Raw genomic sequence first — 26,423 nt, 5'->3', positions numbered from 1 at the left:
GGGCAGTCAATAGGACATAGGGCCATCTCCTGCTGCCCGCTGTGAACTAGAAACAGGGATATGTTCTCGCCGCCTACCAGCGACTGGCCTTTCCCCCCTTGACCCGAATCCTAAGTACAGAGCAGCAAGATTCAGGAAAGCCACCTCGGATCTCTATTTTTTCCTGGAGCACACTGCGAAAGCCCTGCTCTTGACTGTGGGCATAGAGCCAAAAACTCATGAAGGAATCCACCGGATGATCAGCCTCCATTTTGTCAAGCCTGAGACTATTCCTGTAGATGTGGTGCGCTATTTGAGCAATCTTCGTGGCAGGATGAAGACTGCAGAGTACAGCCGAAATGCAGGGTGGGAATTCAATAAAGAAGAGGTTGATACATATTTTGAATGGGCCTCCATGTCGGCGCAACATTTTTTTCGACTGTTGAGGGAGATGGCTTCAGATGCGGTGGCGGATGTGGATAGGCTTGTTGAAATGCTAGAATTCTTTCAACAGCAGAAAGCGAGAATTCTTTTGTTTCTCTGTGGACACATCGCTCTCGGACGCTAGCTGATCACCTCCCTGGATCAAATTTGCCAGAGTTGCCAATTTCCCGGGGCTAAAATTATTGGTTGACAAATAAGAGTTGATACGATATAGGATAGAATCCTAGATTGGCTTGAAAGACAGGCCCGCCAAATGCTTTGCTGCCTGTGGCTTGACATCATTACCCCAGGAGAGGAATGCTAGTGTACCTGGATGAGCAAATCGACAACAGTGATGAGAGGCTGCGCGCCTTTGAGCGCGTCTGCCGTGAAAATGGCCTCAGCATCACTCCTCAAAGGGTTGTTATCTACAAAGAGTTGATATCGTCCGGCCAGCATCCCTCAGCGGTGATGATTTTCAATAGTGTGAGAAAATACCTGCCCAACATTTCCCTGGATACGGTAAACCGCACATTGCAGACATTCCACAAGATCGGACTGGCAAAGCTGGTGGAGAGTTCTGGTGACCCCAAGAGATTTGATCCAAACCTTGAGCCGCATCACCATTTCCGCTGTCTCGAATGTGGCAAAATAGTGGATTTCAAGAATCCATCATATGACGCCCTCGAGATTCCGGCACAGATAGCAAAAAGATTTGTTGTTGTGGAGCAGGTGGTTCATCTGGAGGGCTATTGCGATGTTTGCAAGTCCAGATGAAGATAGTTTCTCTCTTTTTGATTGTTAATAGGAGTTAATACGGTATAGGTTAAGCTCTTATATCAGAGTTAATCAGTTTTCCTGTCAACGGTAAAGAGCCGCGGGCCGGTCAGACGGGAGGAATAAAGAAAGAACCGCTGCTCGAAGAAGGGAGGTGGATAGGGGAGCTGATGATCTTCGGGCAAATTATCTAGAGAAAAAGGCGAATCGTCATAATGACGCAAAAAGGAGGTGTGTTATGGCAGCAAAGAAAAAGATTTTGACCACCGCATTTGGGATACCTGTGGCGGATGATCAGAACAGTCTCACCGCTGGGGCACGAGGACCGGTGTTGATGCAGGATGTCCACCTGCTCGAAAAACTGGCGCACTTCGACCGGGAGCGCATTCCAGAGAGAGTGGTGCATGCCAAGGGCGCCGGCGCTTACGGCTACTTTGAAGTTACTGCGGATGTGACCAAGTACACCAGGGCAAAGTTCCTTTCAGAGGTGGGCAAACGCACCGAAGTATTCGTGCGCTTTTCCACGGTAGGTGGTGAGAAGGGCTCCCCGGACTCCGCTCGCGATCCGCGGGGTTTTGCCATCAAATTTTACACTGAGGAAGGAAACTATGACATGACAGGGAACAATACACCGGTCTTCTTTATCCGCGACCCGCTGAAGTTCCCGGATTTCATTCACACTCAAAAACGCCATCCGGCTACCAATCTGCCTGATGCCGACATGTTCTGGGATTTTCTCTCTCTCACGCCAGAGTCCATCCATCAGGTGACCATCCTTTTTTCAGACCGCGGCACCCCGAAAAACTATCGCCACATGAACGGCTACTCCAGCCACACCTTCAAATGGTACAACAGCAAGGGGGAGTACTTCTGGGTTCAGTACCACTTCAAGACAGACCAGGGCATTGAGAACCTGACCCGTGAGGAGGCCACCAGACTGGCCGGCGAGGATCCTGACCAGGCTACCCGCGACCTTTACCAGGCCATTGAGCAGGGTGACTATCCTTCCTGGACCATGCAGGTGCAGATCCTGACCCCCGAGCAAGCCAGGGAGTTTGCCTGGGACATCTTTGACATTACCAAAGTGTGGCCTCACGCTGAGGTGCCACCCATTGAAGTGGGCCGACTGGTGCTGAATCGCAACCCAGAAAACTATTTTGCCGAAGTTGAGCAGGCCGCATTCAGTCCCGGGAATCTGGTGCCGGGGATAGCAGCCTCTCCAGACAAAATGCTCCAGGCGAGGCTTTTCTCCTATCATGATACCCACATTCATAGGCTGGGGCCCAACTATCACCTGCTGCCTGTAAACGCACCCAAGGCAGCTCCCGAGATGAGCTATCAGCGTGACGGCTTCATGCGTTTTGATGCCAACGGTGGTGGCGGACCGAACTACTGGCCGAACAGTTTTGGCGGCCCAGCACCCGATCCAGCAGCAGCTGAACCTCCCTTTGCTGTTTCCGGTGAAGCGGATCGCCACGCCGTCACTCATCCAAATGATGATTTTGTCCAGGCCGGCAATCTCTACCGGGATGTCATGACAGAGCAAGATCGCCAGCACCTTGTCGGCAACATAGTGGATCATCTGGGCAATGCTATGAAGCGCTTGCAGTACCGGCAGACCGCCATATTTTTCAAAGCGGATCCGGACTACGGCCGGCGGGTTGGCGAGAAACTCGGCCTGGATATGAACGAGGTGGAACGTCTTGCTCAAATGTCGAATGAAGAGCGGGCTGAAGCAACCAGAGAAGGCAGCTACTAGAAAGTGGGCTGCAGTCCACATGAGAAGTTCTGGACAGAAGATTGACAGGGGAGTCTCAAAGGCGACCAGGCAACTTCTCTGTACTTTCTTACTGATCTGCACCGAGGGCTGCCGGTAGCGCCGGGGGCTCTCGTTTATGCGAAATATTGGCTCTACAGTTGAATTTCTGGCAGATTTCAATGACAATTATAACAATAGACGGCAATTGTTGCACTTGCATGCTACGTATAGTAGGTGTAGCCTTTTCAGCCTGTCTGCAAGGATAATAGATATCGGCTCACCAGGAGTTCGGGCTGGCAAATCATGGAGAAGAAAGTAAACCTGTTTCTAGGGGTACGTCATTAGAATCTACAGCAAGAGGTATATGTTTTTTCCTGGGAAAGGACCAAAGAGGCCTTGCACCTTATGGGTGTTGCTCCTGTCGCTGCTCTCCATTGTGGCAGCCGTGCCTGCCAGCAATCTGCAAGCCCTGCCAGCAGAGAACCTTGCGGCTAATATCCGCAGCCGTCTTCTTATGAAACTAGATGAAGTAACCTCGCAGCCGCGGTTTGTCTGCCATGGTGAAATAATCTGCGGTTCCCTGGCGATTCCCCGTTTTTATGAACGGCGTAGATTCGAGCCTGCCTGGGTCACGGCAACAGGCCCCAGGCCGGAAGCAACTGCTCTCGTCGAGGCAATCAAACTGGCAGACCGCCAGGGTCTGCGCCCTGAGGACTATCACCTGCGAAGCATAGAAAAGCTGCTTGCTGAGTCGACAGCGAGACAATCAGAAGGGAAATCGCTCGAGGCAGAACATGTTGCAGAGCTGGATCTGCTGTTGACGGATGCCTTTCTGCTGTATGGTTCTCATCTGCTGGCTGGAAGGGTAAATCCCGAGACTATTCACAGTGAATGGCTTGCTTTTAACAGAACAGCAGACCTGGCTGCAATTTTGCAGGAGGCCCTCACATCTCACAAAATACAGGAAACACTCGCGCAGCTGGCTCCTCCTCATGCCGGCTATAAGAGACTGCAGCAAGCCCTGCTAAAATACCGTCAGCTCGAGCGCCAGGGTGGCTGGCCGCTTGTTGCCAAAGGCGCAACACTGAAGAAGGGTGTGAAAGATGCACGAATCAGCACACTCCGGCTTCGTCTGGCAATTACCGGTGATCTCACCTCGGCGCTGCCGGGGCAGCAGACCCTGTTCGATGACGTTCTAGAAGAGGCAGTCATCCGCTTTCAGAAGAGAAACGGCTTGACAGAGGACGGCATTGTGGGCCGCCGTACTCTGGCGGCCCTGAATGTACCGGTGCAGCAGCGCCTCCGGATGCTGGAGATGAACATGGAGCGCTGGCGGTGGATCTCCCGTGATCTCGGCAGGAAGTACATCCTGGTAAATATTGCCAGTTTCAGGGCCGAGGTCATCGAAGATCACCAACAGGTGCTGACCAGCAAGGTGGTGGTGGGCAGGCCCTTCCGCCGCACGCCAGTTTTCAGCGGCATGATGACCTATCTGGTTTTCAATCCTACCTGGAATATTCCTCAGGTTATTGCGGTGAAAGATATTTTGCCAAAGGTGCGGCAGGATCCTCAGTATCTGGCCAGACAGAGAATCCAGGTCTTCCAGAGTTGGCAAGAGGATGCGCCGCAGATCGATCCGACAACAGTGGACTGGCGCCTGCTCAACAGCCATAATTTCAGGTACAGGCTGGTGCAGAAGCCAGGACCATTGAATGCGCTGGGACGGGTGAAGTTCATGTTTCCCAACAAGTTCAGTGTGTACCTGCACGACACCCCGGCTCAAGGCTTGTTCAAAAACGCCCGCAGAGGTTTCAGTTCGGGGTGCATTCGCATTGCCAAACCAATAGAGCTGGCTACTTACCTGTTGAGAGACGATCCCAACTGGAGTCGTCAAAAAATCCTGGAGGTCCTTGCCAGCAACCGCACCCTGGCTGTTCGGTTGCCCGAGCCCATGCCAGTTCACCTGCTCTACTGGACTGCCTGGGTAGACAAAGAGGGCGTGGTCAATTTTCGTTATGACATTTACGGGCGTGATGCAATTCTGGAAAAGGCACTCGAAGAGAGGCCGCCCAGACCGTGAACAGAGTGTCAGCCGAACAGGCAGTATCTTACCAGTATCTGATTTTTCCCACGTCTAGGTGAACGAAATTGGAGCGGGGATAATAGCCCACTCCTCCACCCCTCAAGGATGCAGCCGTATCTCGCAGGCGAGAGAGAGGATAGCCCGCTAGCCGGATATCGATGGCTTTACCCTCGATGTGAAGACTGTGTTTGGCTACTGCCCTGCTTTTTTTGCGAAGGTAGGCGTTGGTAGCAGGGGAGCGGTAACCGGAGATGACCTGGAAAGGCTGGCGGCAGCAAATTTTCTCTCTGAGCGCATAAAGCAAATCAAGGAGACGCGTCTCGATGCGGTGTAGCTCGCCTGTACGATAATCCCGAAGGATATAGTTGATTTCTGCCAGTCCTTCTGCGAGATATTTGCCGCCTTGCCAATAAACGACCTCCAGATGCTCCTCTGTATGGAGGTTGTAAAAAGAAAGGGAGCGCGCCGGGACCAGCTGCCTGCGGATCGCAGCGCACACAGAAGTCGGCAGGCACAGGCTGCCGGCGGCCGCCAATCCTGCACCCAGAAAGGCGCGTCGTGTCAATTTATGCTCCGGCATCATTTCCACTCTCCCAGAACATAGCTTTCCTGCTCAGCACACCATGGCCACACCAAATACAAGAAAATGGCCGCATTCGTCAAGTGGCTATTTGGGAAGCAAAATGCATGCCCTGCCCAATTTTTCTATGATGACTGCGGTTGCCAGCAGGCATCCACCTAATGAACGGACTATTTTGTTCTGCCACTGCTGTGGCAAGGAAGAGCAGCCTCTTCAGTGAGATTTCCTGGTAATTGCCCGGTGTGCAATGATTCCTGGTGGATCAGCAGATCAGGCCTGGGGGAAAATACCTGCCTTGGTTGTGGGGTAGTAATCTTTGCATTGAAAAAGAGAAATTGCCTGGGGTTCCGTGCGGAAGTCGTCAAAGCATGCTGCAGCAGCAGCGAAAGTGTGCACTGGAATAGACCATGTGGGTCAGGATAATGGCAGTTAAGGCAACCCTGGGAGTTATCGTCAATTATCTAACAATGAAAAGTGGCAGATTGCATTGCAGTTCCAGCTGACAGGATGCTAAAAACCTCTTGAAAACAGCTGCCTTCCGGGGTATTCTTATCGTCAAAAAATTGTCGCAGATCCATACAGCAGTGAATGGCGCCTGCATTGAAGAAACAGTGTAGCTGGGAGCCGGGGAGGAGCAAATGCCCAACGAAGTTATCCTGGTAGCAGACGACTCCAAACAGACGCGCGAGGGAATTGCTGAACTGTTGCGAAGTCAGAACTATGAAGTCGAAGTAGCTGCAGACGGGCGGCAGGCCATGGCCGCAATTGACAGAACCTTCTTCGACGTTGCCCTCATTGACCTGAACATGCCTGCTGCCGACGGCATGACTGTGCTGGCACACCTGAAAGAGAATTCTCCGGAATCTCTGGGCATCATTATTACTGGTTACGGCACCATAAGAAATGCGGTCGACGCCATGAAGGCCGGCGCCTTTGATTACCTGACAAAACCCATCAAGATGGAAGAAATCAATATTATCCTGCGCCGCGCCCTCGAGTACAGAGACCTGAAGCGTGAAAACATCATGCTGAAACGGCAGGTCAAGAGAAAGTATAAATTTGCCAATTTCGTTGGCGACAGCCAACCCATGCAGGAGGTGTTCACAGTAATCGAAAAGGTTGCTGATACAGACAGCACAGTACTGATCTTTGGGGAGAGCGGCACCGGCAAGGAGCTGGTGGCCAGAGCCATCCATTACTGCAGCGATCGCCGCGACCGTCCCCTGGTGCCGGTCAATTGTGGAGCTATCCCCGAAGAACTGCTGGAGAGCGAACTCTTCGGCCATGAAAAGGGGGCCTTTACCAACGCCATAAGAACGAGGATCGGTCGATTCGAGATGGCCAACGGTGGCACGATTTTCCTGGATGAAGTAGGTGAGATGAGCCCCAGCCTGCAGGTGAAGCTTTTGCGGCTGTTGCAGGAGAAACGATTTGAACGTCTGGGCGGCACCAGAACGCTGCAGTGCGATGTGAGGATTGTGGCAGCGACCAACCAGGATCTCGAGGCTGCCGTGAAAAAGGGAACCTTTCGGGAAGATCTCTATTACCGCTTGAACGTGATTCCCATAAAGGTTCCACCACTCAGGGAACGCAAGTCGGACATTCCTCTTCTGGTGCACCACTTCCTCGAGGCTTTCTCAAAAACAAAAAAGAAGAAAATCAAACACATCAGTCCTGAAGCAATGGCCGCCCTGGAGAGCTACCGCTGGCCTGGCAACGTGCGCGAATTGGAAAATCTGATGGAACGCCTGGTGATCTTGACAGAAGGTGAGACGATCACCCTCGCAGATCTCCCTGAAGAAATCGCTGGCCCCAGAGCCACCAAAATGGTGCTGCCCCCGGAGATGCCCCAGGAGGGGATCTCCCTGAACGAGGCCGTTGAACACTTCGAGCGCCGGCTTATTATCCAGGCATTGGACAGGACAGGATGGGTAAAGAATCGTGCCGCCAAGTTATTGAAGATGAACCGCACAACACTGGTAGAAAAGATGAAGAGACAGAATATCCAGAAGGCGTCAACTGCGGCATAAAATGATCTGCCGGGCTAGGCGTGTCGTTGCTGGCGAAAATAGCAAGGAAGCTTACTGGAGAAGCTCTGTCAGCACATCACGGAGGATCTTGTCGGCGACTCTGGTGCTGTCTACCTGGTATTGGCCGGCTGCAATCCTGGCTTTCAAGGCTTCCACTTTGTCATAGCGCACATCGGGTGCCTTCTTGCTGATGTCGGCCGCTTTCTGTGCTTCTCTAGATTGACTGGAAATTTCAATGCGGGCCGGATCAGTAGTGAGGACTGCAGCCTCTTGCTGCTCGGTTGTGGGCGAGCCGGTGGTGCGACTGCTTGCAGTTTTCTTGTTTTTTAAGGCCGCTTCAGTAATATGGGGGCTGTCTTCAACTTTCATGAACTTTCCTCATCTCTGCTGCCCGAATCTATCATTTCCATAATGATTGATGACAATCTGTTCGCCAATCGTCCAGACTCTTCATCAGGCAAGTAACGCCTCAGGCTGCTGTTCTTGTCATCGACCACTGCAAACAGCATACCATTGTCTTCGTCTGTGAACAACTCCAGGTTTTCACCCTCTTCCCGACTCAACCGTGCAAGTGCCTCGCTTCGCAGGGCCTCTACTTCTTCATTTGCCTCCCTGCTAGTCATGACTTCCGCTGCTGTGCGCTTCAGGCTGTGCAACCGTTTGGCGCTTGCAGAGATGCTCACCGTATCCGGCGCTTGACTGCGGGGCAGAGCCGAATTTATGAGCAGTTGTTGGTTTCTGCTCAGCTGGCGTCCGTAGGTGCGCAGTACCCTTTGAACCTGAAACGGCGTTACAGTCATGGATCATTTCCTCATTTTTCCTATCGGCATTTTTTCATAAAACTTTAAGCCTTTTCCTGCTGAGAAGAGCGACTTCAGTGGTAGGCAAGTTTTTCCTAGCTGGCAAAAACTTATGGCAGTCCGCGCCAAATTTTAACTGTTAACTAGTGGAGATTAAACACTTTATCTTGACAAGTCTGTTGGCAGCATTCTTGCTACTGCATCAGAGTACAGCGGTGCATTAGAACAGAACAGGAGAGGACAGCATGAAGATAAACAAGATATCCCCCCCGGAGGCAGGAGAAAGCCTGGCTCGCAAGAACACGGTAAAGGGAAGCGACCGGGATGAGTTCTCCACGATTCTAAATAATACCCTGCAGACGGCAGACCAGAGTACGGGCAAATCATCTGCAGCGGCCCCATCTGAACTGGTCCCCCTCGAGGCCGTCTCTCCTGTGATGCCTGTGCAGACAGTGTCTGAGATCAACGTGGAGCTCGGCATTCAAAGAGTCAGCAAAGTACTTGATATTCTTGCTGACTATCAAAATCAGCTTCAAGATGCTGATGTTACCCTCAAACAGATGGCTCCCACAGTACGGGCCCTCGAAGGTGAAATTGAACATCTTGCCGCTCTGACAGAGCAGCAACCGCTGCCAGAAGATCTGCAACAGATTGCCAGGGATCTGGCGGTCACCCTCCAGGTGGAGGTAAGCAAGTTTCATCGCGGCGATTATGTGGCGTGATCTCGAGTGTCGGGTCACCAGGGTGCAGCGCTGAAAAAAGCGCAGAGGCTCACTGCGACGGGATGGCAAAGCAGACGGTGTACCGGGTTTTTCCCCCGACAGTGCGGCACCTGATGCTGCCGCCGAAAGGTGCTATGGCTCGGTCGGCAAGGTGGAGGTTCAAGTCCAGATGATGGCCTGGAATCTGGCCCATATGATTCTGTTCCCCCGCGGCATCCCCGCCCTGATATCCTGAAGAAGGCCAGGACTCAGGGCTGTCGTCTCCATTACACTCCACGATGATTTGCACAGAATCTTCTCCAACTGCAGCTCTCAGTGGCAGGCAGCATCCGCCTTGCTGAGGTAATCTGGCGAGCACGGCTTCCAGGAGGGCAGTGAGGGTGTGGACCACGAGCAGCCGATTGGCCATGATGTGCGGCAATTGGGGAAGGTCCAGGTGGACGGAAATCTGGTGTTTGAAACGAGGGTTGGCCTGCATAAAAGTGAGCGCATCATCTATGGCCTGGCGCAAATCCACCCGCTGCATATCAGCGAGCCCCTCGAAGTCGGCCTGTTCGCCCCAGAAGTTGAGCATCTCTGCCAGACGGTCTAGTTCTTCACCAAGTTGCCGCAGGCGGCCTTTGACAGCAGGGGACTCAAGGCTGCTTTCTCCTGCCTGGAGAACCAGCTGCAGCAGCTCGAACTGGATCTGAGTATTTTGCAGAGCACCATTGAGGTTGTGAATGATGCCGCCCAGATATTTTCCCAGACGTGCCTGATGCTGGTTGGCAAGGGCAAATTTCCACAAGGCACTGGTCATCTCTTGCCCGGAAAATTCTTTGAACTGTTTGTTCTCTTTCCTCATATTTGAGATCAGTCTAGCGTGTCTTTGGCACCGCATTTATCCGAGTTGGCGGGAGTTCTCCTTGCGGCGTCTCAACTCCCGTCGCTCATGTCCAAAAATGAACTGGATGATCTGCTCACGCTGCTCCTCCTGCAGGGCTAGAAATCTTACGGCAACCACATACCCTTCCTGTGAACCGGAATGCGCAGCGGAATGGTCCACGCGCAACACCTCTGCCAGCAGATTGACAGACACTGGCATGGTGGCGGGCAAGCGGAGTCTCAATTTCAAAAATGACCCCACTGGCAGGCAGGTGGAGGTACGAAAACAGAGGCCGTTTCCACCTATGTCGATGGTCTGCCCTTCCACGGTAAAAACTTTGTCGTCACCCTGAAGCTGTTCGATAATCCAGTTCAATTTTGCATCGAGCACCTGAAGATAACGAAGAACCATAACCTCCTCGTCGGTCTGGTGCTCAACAAGAGACGGCAGTGACAGTTCGGACAAAGGCACGGGTGCCGAATCGCCGAAGATGAGGTTCGCTTTGCCCTCATTGACAAGTTCTGTTTCATGGGCGCTGAGTGGTGTGTAGCGCACTGGCAGAGCAATGCGGGTGCGCAGACATGCTCTCTGTTCGGAGATTGCTGACTCTTGGCTCATCAGGTGTACACCTCTGCTGTCGTCAAAAAACTGACGATGTCAAGAAATTCTGCCTCAAAACAGACATGATGGACAGAAGGTCGTTGTTCTCTTTACCACTTCCACCTTCATCTTGTCCAGCTCAGCCCGTTCACGAACATGATCAGAGTGTGACTGCGGCCGGCTGTTATTTCTCATGCCACACAAACACCAGTTAAGCTCTATAGTTAATTGCAGCAAGAAAAATGCCAGCTTGCCCAATGAGCTGACCCATATCCAGCCTAGGAGGTTTCCAGCTTCTCGAGCAGTCTTCTTTTCAACTCCAGGAATTCTGCTCGACTGAGATGACCTCTGTTGAAGAGCGCTGCCAGGCGTTCGAGCTTCTCGAGGACGGAATTCATAGGATTTCGTTCGATCTGAAGACTGGCAAGGGGCAGACGATTGTCAGGGATGAAAGCTCTGCTGTGCCTCCAATGAGGCTGCAGAAACGATGTAGAAGCACTTCTTGGAGAGGCTGTGCCCGCAGACGATGTCTCCATGATCTCTCTGACAAGAGCGACCTGCTCATAGGCTCTCTGTAATTCTGCCAGCAAACGGGTATTGTCCCGCAGCAGTCGTATCCTTTCCCCGGCATTTCTCAGGGCGAGTTCCATCTCTTCCAGCTTGAATGGCTTGCGGATATAGTCGTAGGCTCCCTGGCGGATCGCTTCAATAGCTGTATGCAGAGAGGCATGGCCAGTGATTATGATCACCAGGCACTCTGGCTGGCGTTTTCGGGCGGCCCGCAGTACTTCGGTGCCATCCACCCCGGGCATGACCAGGTCGGTGATTATCAGGTCAAAAGGATCTCTGGCAATGAGCTTGACTGCCGAACCGCCGTCACTGCAGGATTGCACAGCGTAGCCAACTGTGCGAGCAAGATCAACCAGGACTTTGCGGAAGGTGTCGTCGTCGTCCACAATGAGAACCCGCAGGGGCTCTTCTTCCCGAGTGCTAGTAATCTCAAGCTTTTGCATCAAGCAGAGCGCCTATCATCTCATCGATGCGGGCGGCGAGATCCAGGAGTTGCTCTGGAGGCACTTCGCGTATCACCTCGCCGGTTTCTTCTTTGATTACCTTGACCATGAGGACTCCGGTTTTGTCGTGAACCTGAAATTTCAGTTCCACGGCCAGGGAGTCGACGTATTCTTGAATTTTGGCAACCAACTCTTCGACTCGCCCTTTATCCAACCTGCCCTCGTACTCATCCAAATGCAATTGTGGTGCCGTTTCGTGCGCCTCTGAAGGTTTTGGCCTCTGCGTAGCCTGCCGGAGCCCATCCTGGTGCTCACGGAACATGACAGATTTTACGGTTCCCAAGACCTCCATGGCTTCTCCTTGTATATCGATTGCACAACTCTCTTCAGGCTGCTGGCGTAGCTTGCTGGAGGAAAGTGGCCTGTCGAGCCAATTGTCTTGCAGCGCCCACCTGTCCTCTCGAGCAAGAGCCTCAACATCGCCTCTGATTTTTGTCGCTCATCCTTTGTATCGGCAAGAAAGCTGAAATACTTTAGATGGAAAATTGGAATAGAACTTGCTCTTCAAGTGTGCTGGAATTCTTTGCTGGCCTGAACTCTTCTTGGCTGGCACGATTCGGCGAGGGGCCATTGTTGTTCGTAATTGCTGTAAGGATCTGAAATACATAATGAAAGAGGCGGTCGAGGGAAGCGGGTCTTGCTTCGGCGCCATTGCAGAAAGTGGCAGTTTCGCTGGTTTCTGGCCTGAAAATTTTTCCTGGAAAATAATTTTCCGTTTATTTCCAGGCGGAGCATTGTCGATACAGACAATAAGACCTCATTGCTGGAGGAAGCGTTATGGCGAAAATTTCCGTCAATTTCAACCCGTCAGCTGAATATGCGGTGCACCATCTTGCCCTCCTGGAGCGCAGATTGCAGCAGAACATGGAGCGAGTTTCCAGCGGTCAGAATATCAACTCGGCCAAGGACGATCCGTCGGGTTTTGCCACCAGAGAAAGAATGCGCGCCACACTGGCCACTATGCGGCAGGGCATCAAGAATATTCAGAACGGCGTTTCACTGGCCCAGACCGCTGAAGGTGCCCTGGAGACCATAGTAGATCTGCTGGGCCGCATGACCGAACTGGCTACTTCAGCTGCCAGCGGCAATGTTAGCCAGGAGGGCAGAGAGAAGCTGGATGCAGAGTTTCAGGAAGTTGCTGCGGAAATCGAACGTCTCAGCAATGATACAGAGTTCAATGGGCACAAGCTCCTTGATGGGTCGCTGGCAGATCCGGGTTTGAGAATTCATTTTGGGCAGGGCAACAGTGCTGGTGCAGATTTTCTCTACTTCAGGGTGGCAGGCACCACTCTGGCTGATCTAGGGCTCAGCAGCACCACACTCAGCAGTCAAACTGATGCCCAGGCAGCGCTGGCAGAAATAAAGCAGGCGCTTGCTACTGTCAACGAGCGCCTGGGCTCGGTAGGGGCTTTTCAGAACCGTCTGGAGAATATGCAGGCTGACCTCAGCCTCAATCTGGAAAATCTCCAGGAGACCGAATCCGTGATCTCGGATGCGGACATGGCCGAGGCCGTAGTGTCAGTGACTCAAGACCAGGTCCTTCGTCAGGTGGCCATGGCCCAGTTAGCCCAGGCCAATGATCTGGCTGCCCAGGCAGTGAGTTTATTGTTCAAGTAGTATGCGCCTCAAACGGAGATGCCACCCTGGTTCATTTCTGCGGCAGCAGCCGTTCCATATGAAACCTGGTCTTTGGCTCTGGCGTCGGCTGCCACGGCTTTCCAGGCGTCAAGGAGCTGATGCAACATTTCCACCACTTTCTCTATCTTGGCCGTGTCACGATGCATGTCTGCATCCAGGATGGTCTTTTGCATGAATGCATAGAGGCTGGAGAGATTGCTGGCGATCTGCTCGCCCTGTTCCATGTCTAGCGATGACATCAATTCATTGATGATGGCTTGTGCTTTGTTGAGCTGCTGTGTTTTCTCGAAATACTGCTTGTTGTGGTAGTGTTCGATGGCATTGTTCAGTGCCTGAATGGCGTGTTCATAGCACATTACCACCAGCTTCAGTGGGTCTGCCGTGTTTACGCTGATGCTCTTGTAGGAATTGATGCCCGAATTCATGTCCATACCAATTTACCTCCTGCTGCTGTTGCTATTGAATTGAACTCACAACGAAATACCTATTGCCAGCCATTGGCGGCAGCATTGAGCTGCCCAGCAAGCCAGTTGCTCTGAGACTGCAAAGTGCTCAAGGCCTTTTCCATGGCGAGAAACTGATTGACCATGAGCTCCATTTTTCTGTCAAGGCGGTCTTCCATGGTTCCAATACGGTCGTCCAGTCTGTCGATGGTGTCCTGGATGGTTTCTTCCTTGTTGGCTATCTGGCCGTCGGTTGGATCGGTGATGTGATACAGGGCCCGATCCAGCAGTTCCGCCACCCCAAAGGTTAGGGTAATGCTCCCCACATCTCCGGTGGCAGTCCCGGAATATCGCAGGAAGAGTCCCTTGGCGTCTCCAGAGATGCCTTTGAGATATTCACCATTTCCTTCAGCATCACCAGGGTTGACAAAGTAGCCGTCCACAGGATCTACACTGTTAATATGAATATCGTAAGTGCCGGCCTGGGTATCGTTGCTGTGGTTGACGTAAGTGATGTTGCTGTTTGTTGCAGACCAGCTTACCGCAAACAGGTTCTTGACGTCTTCGAAGTTGCTCTCCAGATAGCCGCGGAGCTTTTCCTCGTCAACAGACAGAGTGCTGTCCGCTCCCAGGTGGATGCCTACCAGACCTAGAGTGGAATAGTCGCTGGAGACTCCCTGAATGCTGTCGAGTACAATGCTGGTAAGGCTCGATTTGACCGTTCGCAGTGAGCTGTCGCCAAAAAGAGGCCCTCCTGGTTGTTCGTTTTCCACATCGTAAGTCATCTGTGCATTGATAGCCTCGATAGCTTCGTTGTAGGCGGAGACGAACTCCTGGATTTTCTCCATGATGCTGTCATAGTCCCTGGCCACCGTGACTGTTACCGTGGTATCCTGGGCAGCTTTCAGGAGATTCAGAGTAACTCCCGGGATCACATCATCCACCGTATTGCTGGAAGAGGTTACAGTAACTCCATCCACGGTGATTTCAGCATCAGTGCCGGCCTGGAGCTGGCGTTTTCTGAGTGTGCTAATTTCCCCGAGATCGTTGTCAGTGTCAAAACTGAGGGTGCTGCTGCTGGGGGTGAGATTCACGGTGAGATCCGTGTCCCCTGTCTCGTTGTCCACCACCTGGATTCTGCCATCTGCAGTGATGCTGGCGCTGACATTGCCGTAGCTGCTCTCTATGGCAGCCAGCAAATCTCCCACGGTCTTGTAATCCGCGTCATAGACAGCAAAAGAAGTGTTGACCGCGTTGCCGTCGGTGTCAGTGCCGCTGAGGGTGATGGTGTCAGCAGTGGTGTAATCCAGGTAACCGTCTATCTCGTCAAAGCGAGTGGCAGAGGTGATGGCCACACCGTTTGCCGTGTTGGCCAGATCTCCGACAAGCCCTCTTTCATCCGAGACTCCAGCCCTTTCCAGTATACCGAGAGTTTCCAGAATGTTGTTGTCGTCTGTATAGGTAATATTATGGCCCTCGATGAGCAGACGGTACCTGGTGACGCCGCCTTCAGTCTCGCTCACCACCGAGGCAGGCTCGGAGGTGAATACGCCGCTGAAGGCCGCATTGATGGCGTCTTTGATGGCAGTGAGAGAGTCTGCTGCCAGGTCAATATCCACATCTTTTGCAGTGCCGTCAATAGAGATGGTTACCGTGCCGCTCTCGGCATTGCTGAGAGCGAGAAGATCCTCTCCGCCGATGGCTTTGTCGTCATAGGTGAAGAGATCGCTCTTGTGGCCGCCGGACATGACGTTTTTAGCGGTCTTCGGCGAGTTGTCCACGAAGCCGAGTACGCTCAGAAGATCACTGTTTCCCCCATTCAGCAGGCTGATGCCCTCAGCACCTTCATGATCACTGGTGAGAATGAGGCGATAGCCTTCACTGCCGTAATTAACCACGGAAGCGGTCACACCCGAAGGATTACTGCCGCTGTTGGCTGCATTGAATTTTTCCTTCAGGCTGAGGAGGCTGTCCGCCGCGTTTATGCTGACGGTTCTGCCGCCCACGATAATGTCGCCGGCAAGATTGAGCGCTGCAGTCTGATCGGCAAAGCTTGTGGACGACAGCTTCTGAGCTGTGGCAACTCTGTTGACGACGATATCATAAGAACCTGTCGAGGCTGAGGTGCCGGCAGTGACGCCAAGAATGTTTGCAGGATCAATGCTACTGTTTGCACTCAGGCTGGAGATAAAAAGGTTGAAACCCGAAGAGTTGTTCAGCGTGCCTGCAGCGGTTTTCAGGGAGAGCAGCTTGGTATTGATTTCTTGCCAGGCGGTAAGTCTTGCCTGGTAGCTTTCCTTTTGCGCCGCTACGAGATCTATGCGTTTGTATTCGGCTTTGCGCAGCTCCTCGATCATTGCCTGCCAGTCGATGCCGGAGGAGATGCCGCTCACCGAGGTGGTGCCCAGCGCCATAAAAACCCCCTGAGGTGTGAATGCTGCTGTATCTTGTTTGTATTATCGGCAAGAGTTGCCGGATACTTTAGTTTTTCTCTGTATAAAGCAAGAGACGTACCAGTAGAAAACCCCGCCCTCGTATGAAGAGCGGGGTTTATTGTTTGCCCAAGTGTCAGTACCGGGGCTCCTTTGACTAGCCGAAGAGCTGCAGTACCACCTGCGGCATCATGTTGGCCTGGGCCAGCATGGCCGTACCAGCCTGCATCATGATCTGGTTTCTGGTGAACCCTACCATCTCGAAGGCCATGTCAGCATCGCGGATGGTTGATTCTGAAGCAGTGATATTCTCGACTGACACAGCCAGGTTGTTCCCGGCAAACTCGAGCCTGCTCTGCGCAGCACCGATGTTGCCCATGACCACATTCACAGTGGACAGTGCGGCATTGATGCTCGCCAGAGCGGTCTGGGCATTTGCTTGGCTCGTGAGAGTTATGGAATTGAGACCCAGGTCACTCGTCAACAGGCCGTCCTGCAGAGTAACAGTAATCCTGTCTTCTGCTGCAGTGTTGCCAGAGCCGATCTGATAGGTCAGAGAAGTGGTGGCTCCGTTGATCAGGTAGGAATCGCCGTACTTGGTGTCATTGGCAATACGGTCGATTTCCTGCAGGAGCTGGGCTGCCTCGTCATTCAACCTGGCGCGGCCGTTGCTGTCAACGTTGCCGGAGGCCGCTGAAGTGGCAAGCTCTTTCAGACGCTCGATGATGGTTTCGATCTGGTTGGCGCCACCTTCTGCCATCTGCAAAAGGGCCGTGGCCTGGGAAACGTTCTGCTGGGCCACCCTGAGGCCTCTAGCTTCCAGTCTGAAGCTGTTGGCGATAGACAGACCAGCCACGTCGTCCTTGGCATGGTTGATCCGGAAGCCTGAGGACAACCGCTCGATGGACTTGGTCAACATGGCATCCGTCATGGAAAGCTGACGGTGAGCATTGAACGCAGCAATGTTGTTGTTGATTCTAAGTGACATAGTTTTTCTCCTCCTTGAAGTTTTCTTTGGGATTTCCCTATCCCAAACCTGGTTTCCACTACAGCTTCAAAAATGACAAGTGCTGTGCTTCTCATCCCTCCTTTCACTGAAGATTCTTACCTGTTTTTCTCGCAATTGCTCTTTGTAGTTCTTATCGGAGAGGAGTGCTCAGAACTTTAATGTTTTTTGCGCAAGATATGTTTTCTGCTAGCGGGAAAGGCTAATAGATATGAGCAATACTTTGTATGGTTGCCCGAGCGAAAAAACTGAACAGCCATCAATACTATGAACAGTTACATGCTGTCTGTTATGGCAACCGAGGGGATTTCGAGAAAAATCTATACTGCTGCGGCATCGAGAGTCCTGGCGATATGCTCTATTGCTTGGTCTTGTCCCTGTGAGGCGAGTATCTGCCGGATCTGTGCCAGATACTCATTGAGCCTGCCAATCCTTCCTGCTACCGTGGCTACCTCTTTCAAGATCTCGAGGGAGGGCGCCATTTCCAGAGAAACCATGTGGGCCATGAGGCCGACTTCTGTTCTTCCCTGGTCTATCAAGGTGGCGCCAATGCGGCTGTAGAGGGCCGCCAGTTCCTCCACGTTGTTCAGCGTGAGATCTCTGGGTAGATTCAATTGGGCCAGCAAGGTGTCGCACTCAGCCACCAGAGGTTCTACTTGCTGGAGGCGAAAAAAGATGCTGCTCAAGGCCAGTCGCACATCTACCAGATCGGGGGCTAGACGAAGGGCTTCTCCGAAGTGTTTGAGGGCCTTGTGATAATCTTGCAGCTTGCAATAGAGATGGCCCAGGTTTGAGTGTGCTGCCAGGCAGTCAGGATTCAGCTCGAGCGCTTCGAGAAAGGCTTTTTCAGCTTTGCCAGTGTCGTTTACTTTGCTGCAGGCCAGGCCCAGATTTGCATAGTTGGCATCAGAGGCTGCCCCTTCCTTAATAGCTTTATTGAAATATGAGGCTGCAGTCTGGTAGTTGCCTCTCTGCAGCTCGAGCTTGCCCAGTTCTTCCATGCTGAGGTAGTGCTGCCCGTGGCGTCCCAATGACTTTTGCAGCATGGTGCAGGCGCTGTCGAGGTCCCCGAGGTGCTTGTAGGCGAGACCCAGCAGATAGTAATTCTGGAACTGCACGAGATCCATGTTGACGGCGAACACGGAGACCTCCAGGGGCAAACTCAAGGCTTCAGCCAGGTCGCGGATTGCTTCCTCATATCTTCCTGATTCGAACAGGCTCTGGCCATAGTAGAAGCGCACAAGCCCGTTGCGGGGGAATTGTCTGGCAAGGTCCTTCAACATGGACTCCGCCTGGCCAATTTTTCCTGACTGCAGGTAATATTGGCCGGCGAGCAGGCTTACTGCTAGATAGAAATCTGGATGTTCTTCCTTGAGGTTTCCTGCAGTGCGCGCCTTTTCCATGTGAGCTACAGCCTGCTCATACCTCCCGAGCGCTGCCAGAGTCCGGCCGGCATTGTAGTGCAGCACCGGATTGTCAAGATCTTCCCGCAATTCATCGAGAATGATCTGCAGGTTCCTCTGGCCTTTTTGCAGGACAGCCTCGGCACTGTCATATCCCGTATGTCTTATAATGATATCTGTTTGCACCAGTTCCACGCCATGTTCTTGCAGCTTGTGGAAAATCTGTTCGTGAATCCTGCCCTCGAACCGGACACCAGCTAGCTTGGGGAAAATGCGCAGCTGGAGAAACTGCGAATCTCCATCAGTGGGCCAGTGGCTGTTGACAACCACATAGAAGGCCTTGTCTTTGGACCTGGAGAGAATTTTTCTTAGCTGCTTGATTTTTGCTATTTCGTTCGGGTCCACCCTGTCGTCAGCGTCAAGCCAGAGAATATAATCTCCTCTGGCATGGTGGATAGACTCGTTGCGAGCCGCGGCAAAGTCATCACACCAGTCAAAATGGAACACCCTGGCCCCGAGATCCTTGGCAATGCTCTTGGTCTCATCGACAGACCCGGTGTCCACCACCACTATCTCGTCGACAACTTTCTTGATGTAACGCAGACAGTCAGGAAGATTGTGGGCTTCATCTTTGACGATCATACACAGGGAAAGTGAAGCCCTCCGGGTGGTTTGTCGAGGGGACTGGGATTTTCTCTTTTTCCTTTTTTTCCTGCCCACAAGAAATCTCCTCTCTCCTCAGCTGGTACAGAGGAGCAAATCGTTGACTCCTGGTGTGAGAAATTGTAATCAGAAAGCAGATGAATAACTGGCAATACAACGTCAGCGTAAGCTTACGTTGCGCCCTTAACCGCTTGATACATGTATTAATTACTTGCGAGGAACAGCAATATATATGCCAAGAGATTCTCTGCCTGCTTTTCCCTGCCTGAGAAAGGAATTGATATGAAAAAGCGCATCTGGGCCAGTTTAGATGATTACTTGCTGCCACGGAGGCAAGACAAAGTCGTTGGGAGAAGCGTGGCTGTCAATAACTTTTTCAAAGCGCTCATTGCTCACGGAACATTCGATGAATACCATTTTTTCCTTGAAGGGCAGGCGCACAAGAAAGTTTTTGCCGAACAGCATGGGACATTCTTGCGGGAGAAGGGCGCAGAGGAAAAAGTAAAGATTTTTTACAGGACCGAGCTGGTGAAGCAGATCAAACAATATGACTATGCGATTTTTCACCTGGCTGATCCTGTAAGTTATTTTCCCTCACTCTGCCAGGTGCGCAACCTGCACGCTGCCTTTCCTATAACCACCTTCATTCACTCGTTGAGCTATCCGCGCTACTTTATGAACTATCTGCAGATCATGCTCTGTGGAGCCACAGGGGCTGATGCCATTATCTGCTCATCGCAGAGCGGCCGCAAAGTGCTCTCGGCTTATTTTTCCCAGCTGGCTGAAGGTCTGCAGTTGCCGCAGCCGGAAGTGAGGCTCGAGATAATACCTTTTGGCTTTGACGGCAGTGTGTTCCGGGGCTATCAACGGCAGCAGTGCCGGCTGCAGCTGGGCCTTGGGGCCGACGAGGTGATTGCTCTCTGTCTGGCGCGCTTTTCGGAGTATGACAAGATGGATCTCTTCCCACTGCTGCAGGCTTTTCAGCAGATAGACCCGGTGGGGAGGCAGTGGCGGCTGATTATTGCCGGCAGTTCGCAGTCGACAAACTACGTGGAGATGGTGCAGCTCTGGACAAGGGCTCTCAACATTTCTGCTAATGTCATCCTGAAGACAAACGTCTCAGAAGAGGAGAAGCTGGCTCTTTACAGGGCGGCCGACTTTTTTGTCTCGCCCAGCGACAACCTTCAGGAGACCTTTGGTCTCACCCTGCTGGAGGCGATGGCAGCCGGGCTTCCCCTGATTGTTTCCGACTTTGACGGCTATCGCGACCTGGTTGCTGATGACATGGCCATCAGTATTCCCACACGCTGGGCGCCGCTGGAACTGTTCAGCACTACCGGGGTTGCACCCCTGTTGGCCGAAGCAGATCTGCATCGATTCATGGCCCAGTCTGCCGTGGTTGATGTGGTTGAACTCAGCCATGCCTTGAGGGTCTTCTTCGAACATCCAGAGAAATGCAGGGAGATGGGGAGGAGAGCAAGAGAAAGATTCAGGACCAGCTACGATTATCCTGTGGTGCTGGAAAAACTGGAGACATTCTGGCTGGAACTAAAAAGTGATTTCCCTGCTGACCGGATGAAACAGCGGGCCGCCTCCATTTTTCCTGATTACTATGCTGCCTTTTCTCATTATTTTACCGAGGAGTTGACTCCAGAGACTGCAGTGAAAGCCACTGCATTTGCCCGCAGCATGGAGGCGCTCGGCGCAAGCTACCCTCTTTATGCAGACATGGGCCAGCTCGTCGACGTGGAAGTGGTGCAGAGCCTGATTCGCCGTTTGACAGAACCTGTGAGAGTGAAAGACCTCCTTGCCATCACAACCGCTGCCGCAGACACCATGAAGTATCAGGTGCTCTGGATGTTGAAGCACGGTCTGCTGGAATGCTGCTGAGAGCAGTCTGTTCACTGGTCCACTTTTCCTCCAGGATGGCAGCCCAGGCAGCCAGCAGACTTTCCTCCTGTCTGGACCGGCTATACCAGAGGGCGGTTTCCCGGGCAGCCTCACTCTTGCTCTGCAGCCTTTCCAGCTTTTCAGGAAAGTCTGCGGCAAGCTCTTCTATTTCCTCTATCATTTTGCCAAGAGCGTGCTTTTCATAGAGGAATGCATTCATGGGGTTGAGATATTCAGTGAGAGGTTCACAGTCGTAGGCGAAAACAAGGCAGCCGGAAAGCATTGCTTCCAGTGGCATCAATGGCAAGCCCTCTTCTGAACTCAAGAAGAGAAACAGGAGAGAATCTGAGAAAATCTGGGCAACCTGTTCCTCCGAGAAATTCCTCATGAAGGCCCAGCCGTAATCGCTGAGGTTGTTGAGCCTCTGAGCTGCCCGGCATTGTAAGATGTGGTATACTTGGTTGAGGTGAAGAGGATTCTTGCGCGGCAGACAGGCAATGATTTTCTTTTTGGCTGCAACAGGTCGATAAGAGAATCTTTGCGAGTCTATACTATTGACAACTCGCAATATCTGCAAATCTGGAAAGGCATATTGCAGTTGGCGTTTATTGTGTTCTGAAACTGTAAGGACTGCCATCACTGAGCCATCCAGATAGGGATAACACCTGGGTTTGCTGAAGCCGAAGCAAGAGAAGCCATAGTAGCAGTTCTGATTAAAAATGACTTTCTGACCAGGAAAGGAGAGAATCTTTTCTCCCAGGTCCTCGGGCAGCACCAGGATGTCTCTTTGCGGCTGGTAAATTTGTTTGAAGGAAGCCAGATTTATGACCCTCGTGTGATTCTGGAACCAGGTCAGCCTGAAGCCTTCTGTCAAGTGCAAGGCGAAGGCGTTGTAGCCGTTGTTGTTGAGTATATCCACATGTGCATAGGCTTGTTTTTGTCCGCCCGTGGGATTCTGGTGATCATAGCAGAAGTAAAAAATTCGAGGCTGGTCCATTTTTACCAACTTGTTGATAAGCTCGTAAAAAGTCAGAAAGTACCCATTCTCGTCATTCCCGCGAAGGCGAGAATCCAGTGCTTTTAATATGTTCTGGATGCCGGATCAAGTCCGACATGACGGTTTTGGGAGTTCTAACGAAACCATCACTTATTGAGTCGCTCCATTTTCCTTCAAAGAGACAGCACCCTGTTTCATGAGCCAGAGAAGGTGATATTCTGTCTGGGCCTCAGTGGCTTCCAGCCTGCGTTGTGCCGCCTCTTTTATGTGAGAGACAGGCTCGCTGCCGCTGCCTAATTCTTCCAGTATCAGCGAGTGCAATTCGGGGAACATGGACACTGCTGCATCCGCATATTTCATGATTTCAATGTTCTCGTCCAGGACAGCCAGGCCAAAGGGCGTAAGAAAAACCAGGTCGGAGTCCTCGAGAGTCTTGGATGGATAGTGCGACAAAGTGTAGGTGGGATTCCCCAACAGCAGGTCAGGATCCTTGCGGCTGGCAAAGGGCACTATCTTGCGCGAGGTGGCAGCCAGCTCGGCCCAGGCCTCTTCGTAGCAGCGAATGATATGCGGCCAACGGTAAGCCTGAGCTTGCTCGAGGCTTGCTGCGCCCATTTCCAGGCGCAGGACATGATCGCGGTATAGTGTTGTCAGTGCCTGTTCCAGTTCCCCGAGATCCACAGCCAGAGCCTGTGAGAAGTAAAGCCTGGCCATTGATTCATGGAGAATGCCGAGGTTGCCGAGGACGCACTCGGGCAGATTTTTCGGCCACACGGTCTTGAGGAGGAAGCCGTTCACTTCCTGAGAAACCAGTTCCCGGTAGCCGCTGAAGTCTGAGGCGATGATCGGCAAGCCGGAGGCCATGGCTTCGAGAATGTTGAGGCCAAAGGTCTCCTGGAAGTTATCCACCGGGGACAGGTAAAAATCAGCGGCCTGGTACAGAGTGCTCTTGACCTCAGGCAAGAAGTTGGCAAAGACGAGCACCTTTTCCTGGAGTCCGAATTGAGCAATCACCTCCTGGAGAAGACGGATGTCCGAGTCATCGCCACCGCCAGCAATTATGAAGAGAAAATTGTCGAAATTGTTGCTGGCCACCATTCTGGCCAGGAGACCAAGCACAGGAGTCCAATCGGTTTTCAGCCTGGCAGAAAGGCGGCCTACGGACAGGGCCACAACTTTTTCTGCGGGGATGCGGAAAAAGTTCTTGGCAGCGTTCTTGTCTGTATGCTCAAAAAAATCATCATCGATTCCCAGGGGTATATGAATCAATTGGGGGTCAGCTGTGAAGCTGACATTCCAGCGGCGCTCCATTTCTTCTTTGATCCAGCTGAACCCCTTGCTTACAGCATCCTGGGCACTGCGGCTGGTACAGATTATGGCGTCGAAGGGCGCCATCCCCTGCAGCAGCAGTTCCAGGTAGCGCAGATTCATGAAGACCCCATCAAGAGAATGGGTGACCCCGGTGACGGGGAACGGCGGCTCGCTGTATCTGTTTCGTACGCCCAGAAGATAGGGCATCAGGGAGGTAAAATCGCCCAGGTGAAAGACATCATAGTGCGTGCCAGCAACTGACTCGGCCAGAGCCAGTTGCAAGGTGACTTTCACCCTGGCGCGAAGGGCTGGATCCTCAATCATCTGGTCCACATTCTGGGAAAACCTTTCCATGTGATAAATGTCTGGGCAAAAAAATTCATAGGTGTCATAACTGCCGTGGGTGAGCAGCGCCCTGAGAAAACCCTCGTTGGCAACGGGCCTTCCCATGCGGAAGCCCCATTCACCAAAATCCATGAACATACTGACGCTGGCAAAACGCATGATCTCTTTTCCTTTTGCTGTTCGCCTGGCATCCATGATTGGCCAGGCAGTAGATGTGAGAAATCAATTGCTCTGTTCACCAAGACCCATCTGGCCAGCCATGCTTTGGGAGTCTGTCGGTAGCGCATCCTCTGAGGCCTCCTGGAAAAACTTCCTGATGCTGGCAATTTCTCCTCGTATTTCCATGTCGTCAGGGTGGTTTTCCAGAAAGCTACTGTAGATTTCCATGGCGTCTCCAGCATGTCCAAGTTCGATTAGAATCTGTCCACAGTTCCAGACCACATCGCGGTCCCTGGGATCGACTTCCATGGCCTGCCACAGTTCTCCAAGGGCTTCCTCCAGTTTGCCCGACTTCCAGAGGACGCAAGCGAGATTGTTGCGAGCCCGGCTGTGATGAGGCTGCTCCTCGATGATCTGGCGAAAAATGTCTTCCGCCTCCCTGTACTGGCCTCTATGAAAGTGCCTCTCTCCTTCAGCCAGGATCTCGTCTATATTGGACTGCGAGGAACGGCCCTGCTCGGCAGAGGCCTTGTTCTGGGAGTCTTCCGAGGTCTTCTGGCGGCGCACCGGAGTATTTTTGAGGACTGCGATTCTTGCCAGAATTCTGTCAACGGCTCTTTCCCAGGTAAGATGCTTTTCTGCATAGCGCCGAGCCTGCAGTCCCTTGTCTGCTGCTTCCCGGGGATGTTCAAAGACATACTTCATGGCCCGCCCCAGAGCTATGCGATTCGGTTCAGCGACCCAGGGATGGTCTACAGTTTTCAGGGTGTCGATATGTTTTTCTGGCAGCCGCACCTTCCTGGCGGGAATGAGGTAGGCATTGTCCTGGTTGCAATGGGCAAACCAAAGCCTTCTCCCCGGTAGGGATGCACCAGACAGTCACAGGCTGTATAAAGCCCGGGGAGGTCCTCCGGGTCCAGATCTTTATCCAGATAGAGAACTTCTGGTGCTTCGGGATCAGCTTGCAGCTGGCGGATTCTTTCATGGGCAGTGCGGCCCTGGTAGAAGCTGCTGCCCCCCATATCCTTTATTACCAGGCAGATGTCATCCGCAGCTGAAAAGCTCCTGGCATAGGCGGTCAACAACAGGTCAATGCCCTTGCGCCAGATGGTGCCGCCTACAAAGAGAAACTTGAAGCGCTTTTCAGTTGGCAGCTCCAGCGGCTGCGCCTCAGGATTAAAAGCCTCCACATCCACCCCGTTGGGCACCACCTGTACCTGGCTGGCTGGAATGCCGCTTTTGACAAAGCAATCCCGCACATAAGTGCTCGGCACCCATACTTCATCCACCAGGTCCCGCATTGGCTTGAGCCATTCTTTTGGCAGACTGCCGAATTCCCACGGCTGCATCATCACCCAGTGTCCCTCGGCCGGCGGAGTGAAATCTGGCGGCCACTGATGGCGGACGTGAACGTCCGCCGGCCCGGAAAGGGAAGCGCCGACACGTTCGGCAAGCTCCTGAAAAGCTTCTCGGCCGTCTGCATTGAACTGGTCTGGTTCATACGGTACCAGGGAGAGTTCCACATGGTCACAGTGACAGAGTCTGCGGCACACTTCCCTGTTTACCAGGGCCAGGGAGTGGTGCACAAACTGCGAGCCTTGCCAGCGGAGCCGCAGGGTGGGGCGGCTCGAACTCTTTGCCTGCCGGCGTCCCGGCGAGAGCTCCTGCCACAAAGCGTGAAGCCTGGCAGCCGCAATGTCGGCTGCCGCCTGCCACTGCCAGTGGGCTACCATATCCTGGCGGGCACGTTCAGCAAGTGCTGTGGCCTCAGCAGGCCTTTCCACGATGAATCTCATGAGGCTGACGAGGTGTTCCACGGAAGGCTCTGCCCAGCTGTGGCCGCGATAGAAGGGGATTTCTTCCCGCCCATCCACCTGGACGAGTCGTTCAACCTCGATGAGGAGGCTGTTCTCATTGTTCATGAAGTCAAGATTGCCGCTCCAGCCAGTGGCAATTACTGGCAGGCCCGAGGCCATGGCCTCCATGTATGGCCGGCCCCAACCCTCGCCGCGGGAAGGCCCCACGTAAGCGCTGGCAGTGGCGTAGAGTCGCGGCATGGCGTCATGCGGTAGCTGCTCAGCCAGGATGACAATGGGTGCCACCTGTGACAGGGATGAGTGCAGTTCTTCTCTCAAGAAGCAGTCAATACGCCGGCGAATTTCTCCTTTTGCATCTGCTGCTTCAGCACTGTTCAGGGGATAGGTGCGCAGGATCAGGCAGACATCATCGTCAGGCTTGAAAGCCTGGGTCCAGGCCCGAAGCAGCACATCCCAGCCTTTGCGATATGTCCACTCGAATATGGAAAGAAAAACAGAGCCGCGAATTCCTGGAATTGCCAGCGGGTCGCGGCCCGGCTGGAATCGTTCAGTGTCCACGCCTTCCGGAATTCTCACCAGAGGTACGCTCACTCCGGCAGCGCGGAAGGTTTCCATGTTGAATTCCGAG

Annotated in this window: 23 protein-coding genes; 8 read left to right on the top strand and 15 right to left on the bottom strand. The window is 52.9% G+C overall.

What is annotated here, in order from left to right; translation table 11 throughout:
* Positions 1-16 precede the first annotated feature (16 nt).
* From JRI89_11085 to JRI89_11070, 4 genes are all read left to right on the top strand, one after another.
* Positions 17-547, top strand: a complete 531-nt coding sequence (locus tag JRI89_11085; GenBank protein ID MBW2071785.1) for a HEPN domain-containing protein — start codon at positions 17-19, stop codon at positions 545-547.
* Positions 548-720: 173 nt separating this feature from the next.
* Positions 721-1,179, top strand: coding sequence for a transcriptional repressor (locus JRI89_11080; protein MBW2071784.1), 459 nt, complete (start codon positions 721-723; stop codon positions 1,177-1,179).
* Between the two features lie 238 nt (positions 1,180-1,417).
* Positions 1,418-2,938 (top strand): catalase, encoded by a 1,521-nt coding sequence (locus tag JRI89_11075; GenBank protein MBW2071783.1) that lies wholly within the window; start codon positions 1,418-1,420, stop codon positions 2,936-2,938.
* A 514-nt stretch (positions 2,939-3,452) separates the two neighbouring features.
* Complete coding sequence (locus JRI89_11070; protein MBW2071782.1) at positions 3,453-5,018, top strand: L,D-transpeptidase family protein; 1,566 nt, start codon at positions 3,453-3,455, stop codon at positions 5,016-5,018.
* Positions 5,019-5,046: 28 nt separating this feature from the next.
* On the opposite strand, the gene JRI89_11065 is transcribed toward JRI89_11070, so the two are convergent.
* Entirely contained in the window at positions 5,047-5,604 is a 558-nt protein-coding gene (locus JRI89_11065; protein MBW2071781.1) for a DUF882 domain-containing protein, read from the bottom strand.
* Positions 5,605-6,239: 635 nt separating this feature from the next.
* Between JRI89_11065 and JRI89_11060 the strand changes: the two genes are divergently transcribed.
* Complete coding sequence (locus tag JRI89_11060) at positions 6,240-7,631, top strand: sigma-54-dependent Fis family transcriptional regulator (GenBank protein MBW2071780.1); 1,392 nt, start codon at positions 6,240-6,242, stop codon at positions 7,629-7,631.
* Between the two features lie 51 nt (positions 7,632-7,682).
* Here the strand turns inward: JRI89_11060 and flgM are convergent, their stop codons facing one another.
* Both flgM and JRI89_11050 read right to left on the bottom strand, forming a co-directional pair.
* Positions 7,683-8,000, bottom strand: coding sequence for a flagellar biosynthesis anti-sigma factor FlgM (gene flgM / locus JRI89_11055; GenBank protein MBW2071779.1), 318 nt, complete (start codon positions 7,998-8,000; stop codon positions 7,683-7,685).
* A complete protein-coding gene (locus JRI89_11050) occupies positions 7,997-8,431 on the bottom strand; it encodes a hypothetical protein (protein MBW2071778.1) in 435 nt (144 codons plus the stop codon). The genes flgM and JRI89_11050 overlap by 4 nt, the downstream gene beginning before the upstream one ends.
* Positions 8,432-8,676: 245 nt before the next feature.
* Between JRI89_11050 and JRI89_11045 the strand changes: the two genes are divergently transcribed.
* On the top strand, positions 8,677-9,153 hold the full coding sequence (locus tag JRI89_11045) for a hypothetical protein (GenBank protein MBW2071777.1): 477 nt from the start codon (positions 8,677-8,679) through the stop codon (positions 9,151-9,153).
* Positions 9,154-9,202: 49 nt separating this feature from the next.
* Here the strand turns inward: JRI89_11045 and JRI89_11040 are convergent, their stop codons facing one another.
* The 4 genes from JRI89_11040 to JRI89_11025 form a co-directional block, all read right to left on the bottom strand.
* Positions 9,203-9,997 (bottom strand): hypothetical protein, encoded by a 795-nt coding sequence (locus JRI89_11040; GenBank protein ID MBW2071776.1) that lies wholly within the window; start codon positions 9,995-9,997, stop codon positions 9,203-9,205.
* A gap of 36 nt (positions 9,998-10,033) precedes the next feature.
* A complete protein-coding gene (locus tag JRI89_11035; GenBank protein ID MBW2071775.1) occupies positions 10,034-10,636 on the bottom strand; it encodes a PilZ domain-containing protein in 603 nt (200 codons plus the stop codon).
* Between the two features lie 260 nt (positions 10,637-10,896).
* Positions 10,897-11,631 carry a response regulator gene (locus JRI89_11030; GenBank protein ID MBW2071774.1) on the bottom strand — a complete coding sequence of 245 codons (735 nt, stop codon included), beginning with the start codon at positions 11,629-11,631 and terminating at the stop codon, positions 10,897-10,899.
* A complete protein-coding gene (locus JRI89_11025; GenBank protein MBW2071773.1) occupies positions 11,618-11,983 on the bottom strand; it encodes a flagellar protein FlaG in 366 nt (121 codons plus the stop codon). The genes JRI89_11030 and JRI89_11025 overlap by 14 nt, the downstream gene beginning before the upstream one ends.
* Positions 11,984-12,468: 485 nt before the next feature.
* On the opposite strand from JRI89_11025, the gene JRI89_11020 reads away from it, so the two are divergent.
* Positions 12,469-13,308, top strand: coding sequence for a flagellin (locus JRI89_11020; GenBank protein ID MBW2071772.1), 840 nt, complete (start codon positions 12,469-12,471; stop codon positions 13,306-13,308).
* An 8-nt stretch (positions 13,309-13,316) separates the two neighbouring features.
* Here JRI89_11020 and fliS read toward each other — a convergent pair whose 3' ends face one another.
* The 4 genes from fliS to JRI89_11000 form a co-directional block, all read right to left on the bottom strand.
* On the bottom strand, positions 13,317-13,760 hold the full coding sequence (gene fliS / locus JRI89_11015) for a flagellar export chaperone FliS (GenBank protein MBW2071771.1): 444 nt from the start codon (positions 13,758-13,760) through the stop codon (positions 13,317-13,319).
* Positions 13,761-13,813: 53 nt separating this feature from the next.
* Positions 13,814-16,186 carry a flagellar filament capping protein FliD gene (fliD, locus tag JRI89_11010; protein ID MBW2071770.1) on the bottom strand — a complete coding sequence of 791 codons (2,373 nt, stop codon included), beginning with the start codon at positions 16,184-16,186 and terminating at the stop codon, positions 13,814-13,816.
* Between the two features lie 175 nt (positions 16,187-16,361).
* The gene (locus JRI89_11005) at positions 16,362-17,192 is read right to left on the bottom strand and encodes a flagellin (protein ID MBW2071769.1); all 831 of its coding nucleotides are present in this window, start codon (positions 17,190-17,192) and stop codon (positions 16,362-16,364) included.
* A gap of 338 nt (positions 17,193-17,530) precedes the next feature.
* Positions 17,531-19,333, bottom strand: coding sequence for a tetratricopeptide repeat protein (locus tag JRI89_11000; protein MBW2071768.1), 1,803 nt, complete (start codon positions 19,331-19,333; stop codon positions 17,531-17,533).
* A 225-nt stretch (positions 19,334-19,558) separates the two neighbouring features.
* Between JRI89_11000 and JRI89_10995 the strand changes: the two genes are divergently transcribed.
* Positions 19,559-21,166, top strand: a complete 1,608-nt coding sequence (locus JRI89_10995) for a glycosyltransferase family 4 protein (GenBank protein MBW2071767.1) — start codon at positions 19,559-19,561, stop codon at positions 21,164-21,166.
* On the opposite strand, the gene JRI89_10990 is transcribed toward JRI89_10995, so the two are convergent.
* The 4 genes from JRI89_10990 to JRI89_10975 all read right to left on the bottom strand — a co-directional run bounded on the left by JRI89_10990 (position 21,090) and on the right by JRI89_10975 (position 26,410).
* Complete coding sequence (locus JRI89_10990; protein ID MBW2071766.1) at positions 21,090-22,163, bottom strand: glycosyltransferase family 4 protein; 1,074 nt, start codon at positions 22,161-22,163, stop codon at positions 21,090-21,092. The two genes, JRI89_10995 and JRI89_10990, sit on opposite strands and share 77 nt — an antisense overlap.
* A 150-nt stretch (positions 22,164-22,313) precedes the next feature.
* Complete coding sequence (locus tag JRI89_10985; GenBank protein ID MBW2071765.1) at positions 22,314-23,978, bottom strand: glycosyltransferase family 4 protein; 1,665 nt, start codon at positions 23,976-23,978, stop codon at positions 22,314-22,316.
* A gap of 63 nt (positions 23,979-24,041) precedes the next feature.
* On the bottom strand, positions 24,042-24,773 hold the full coding sequence (locus JRI89_10980) for a tetratricopeptide repeat protein (GenBank protein MBW2071764.1): 732 nt from the start codon (positions 24,771-24,773) through the stop codon (positions 24,042-24,044).
* Entirely contained in the window at positions 24,740-26,410 is a 1,671-nt protein-coding gene (locus tag JRI89_10975; protein MBW2071763.1) for a glycosyltransferase, read from the bottom strand. Before JRI89_10975 ends, JRI89_10980 begins: the two co-directional genes overlap by 34 nt.
* Between the last annotated feature and the right edge of the window lie 13 nt (positions 26,411-26,423).

This window comes from Deltaproteobacteria bacterium, assembly GCA_019309045.1.
Taxonomy (GTDB): Bacteria; Desulfobacterota; Syntrophobacteria; order BM002; family BM002; genus JAFDGZ01.
The sequence above is the reverse complement of the archived record's forward strand: the minus strand, read 5'-3'. Positions and strand labels throughout refer to the sequence as shown.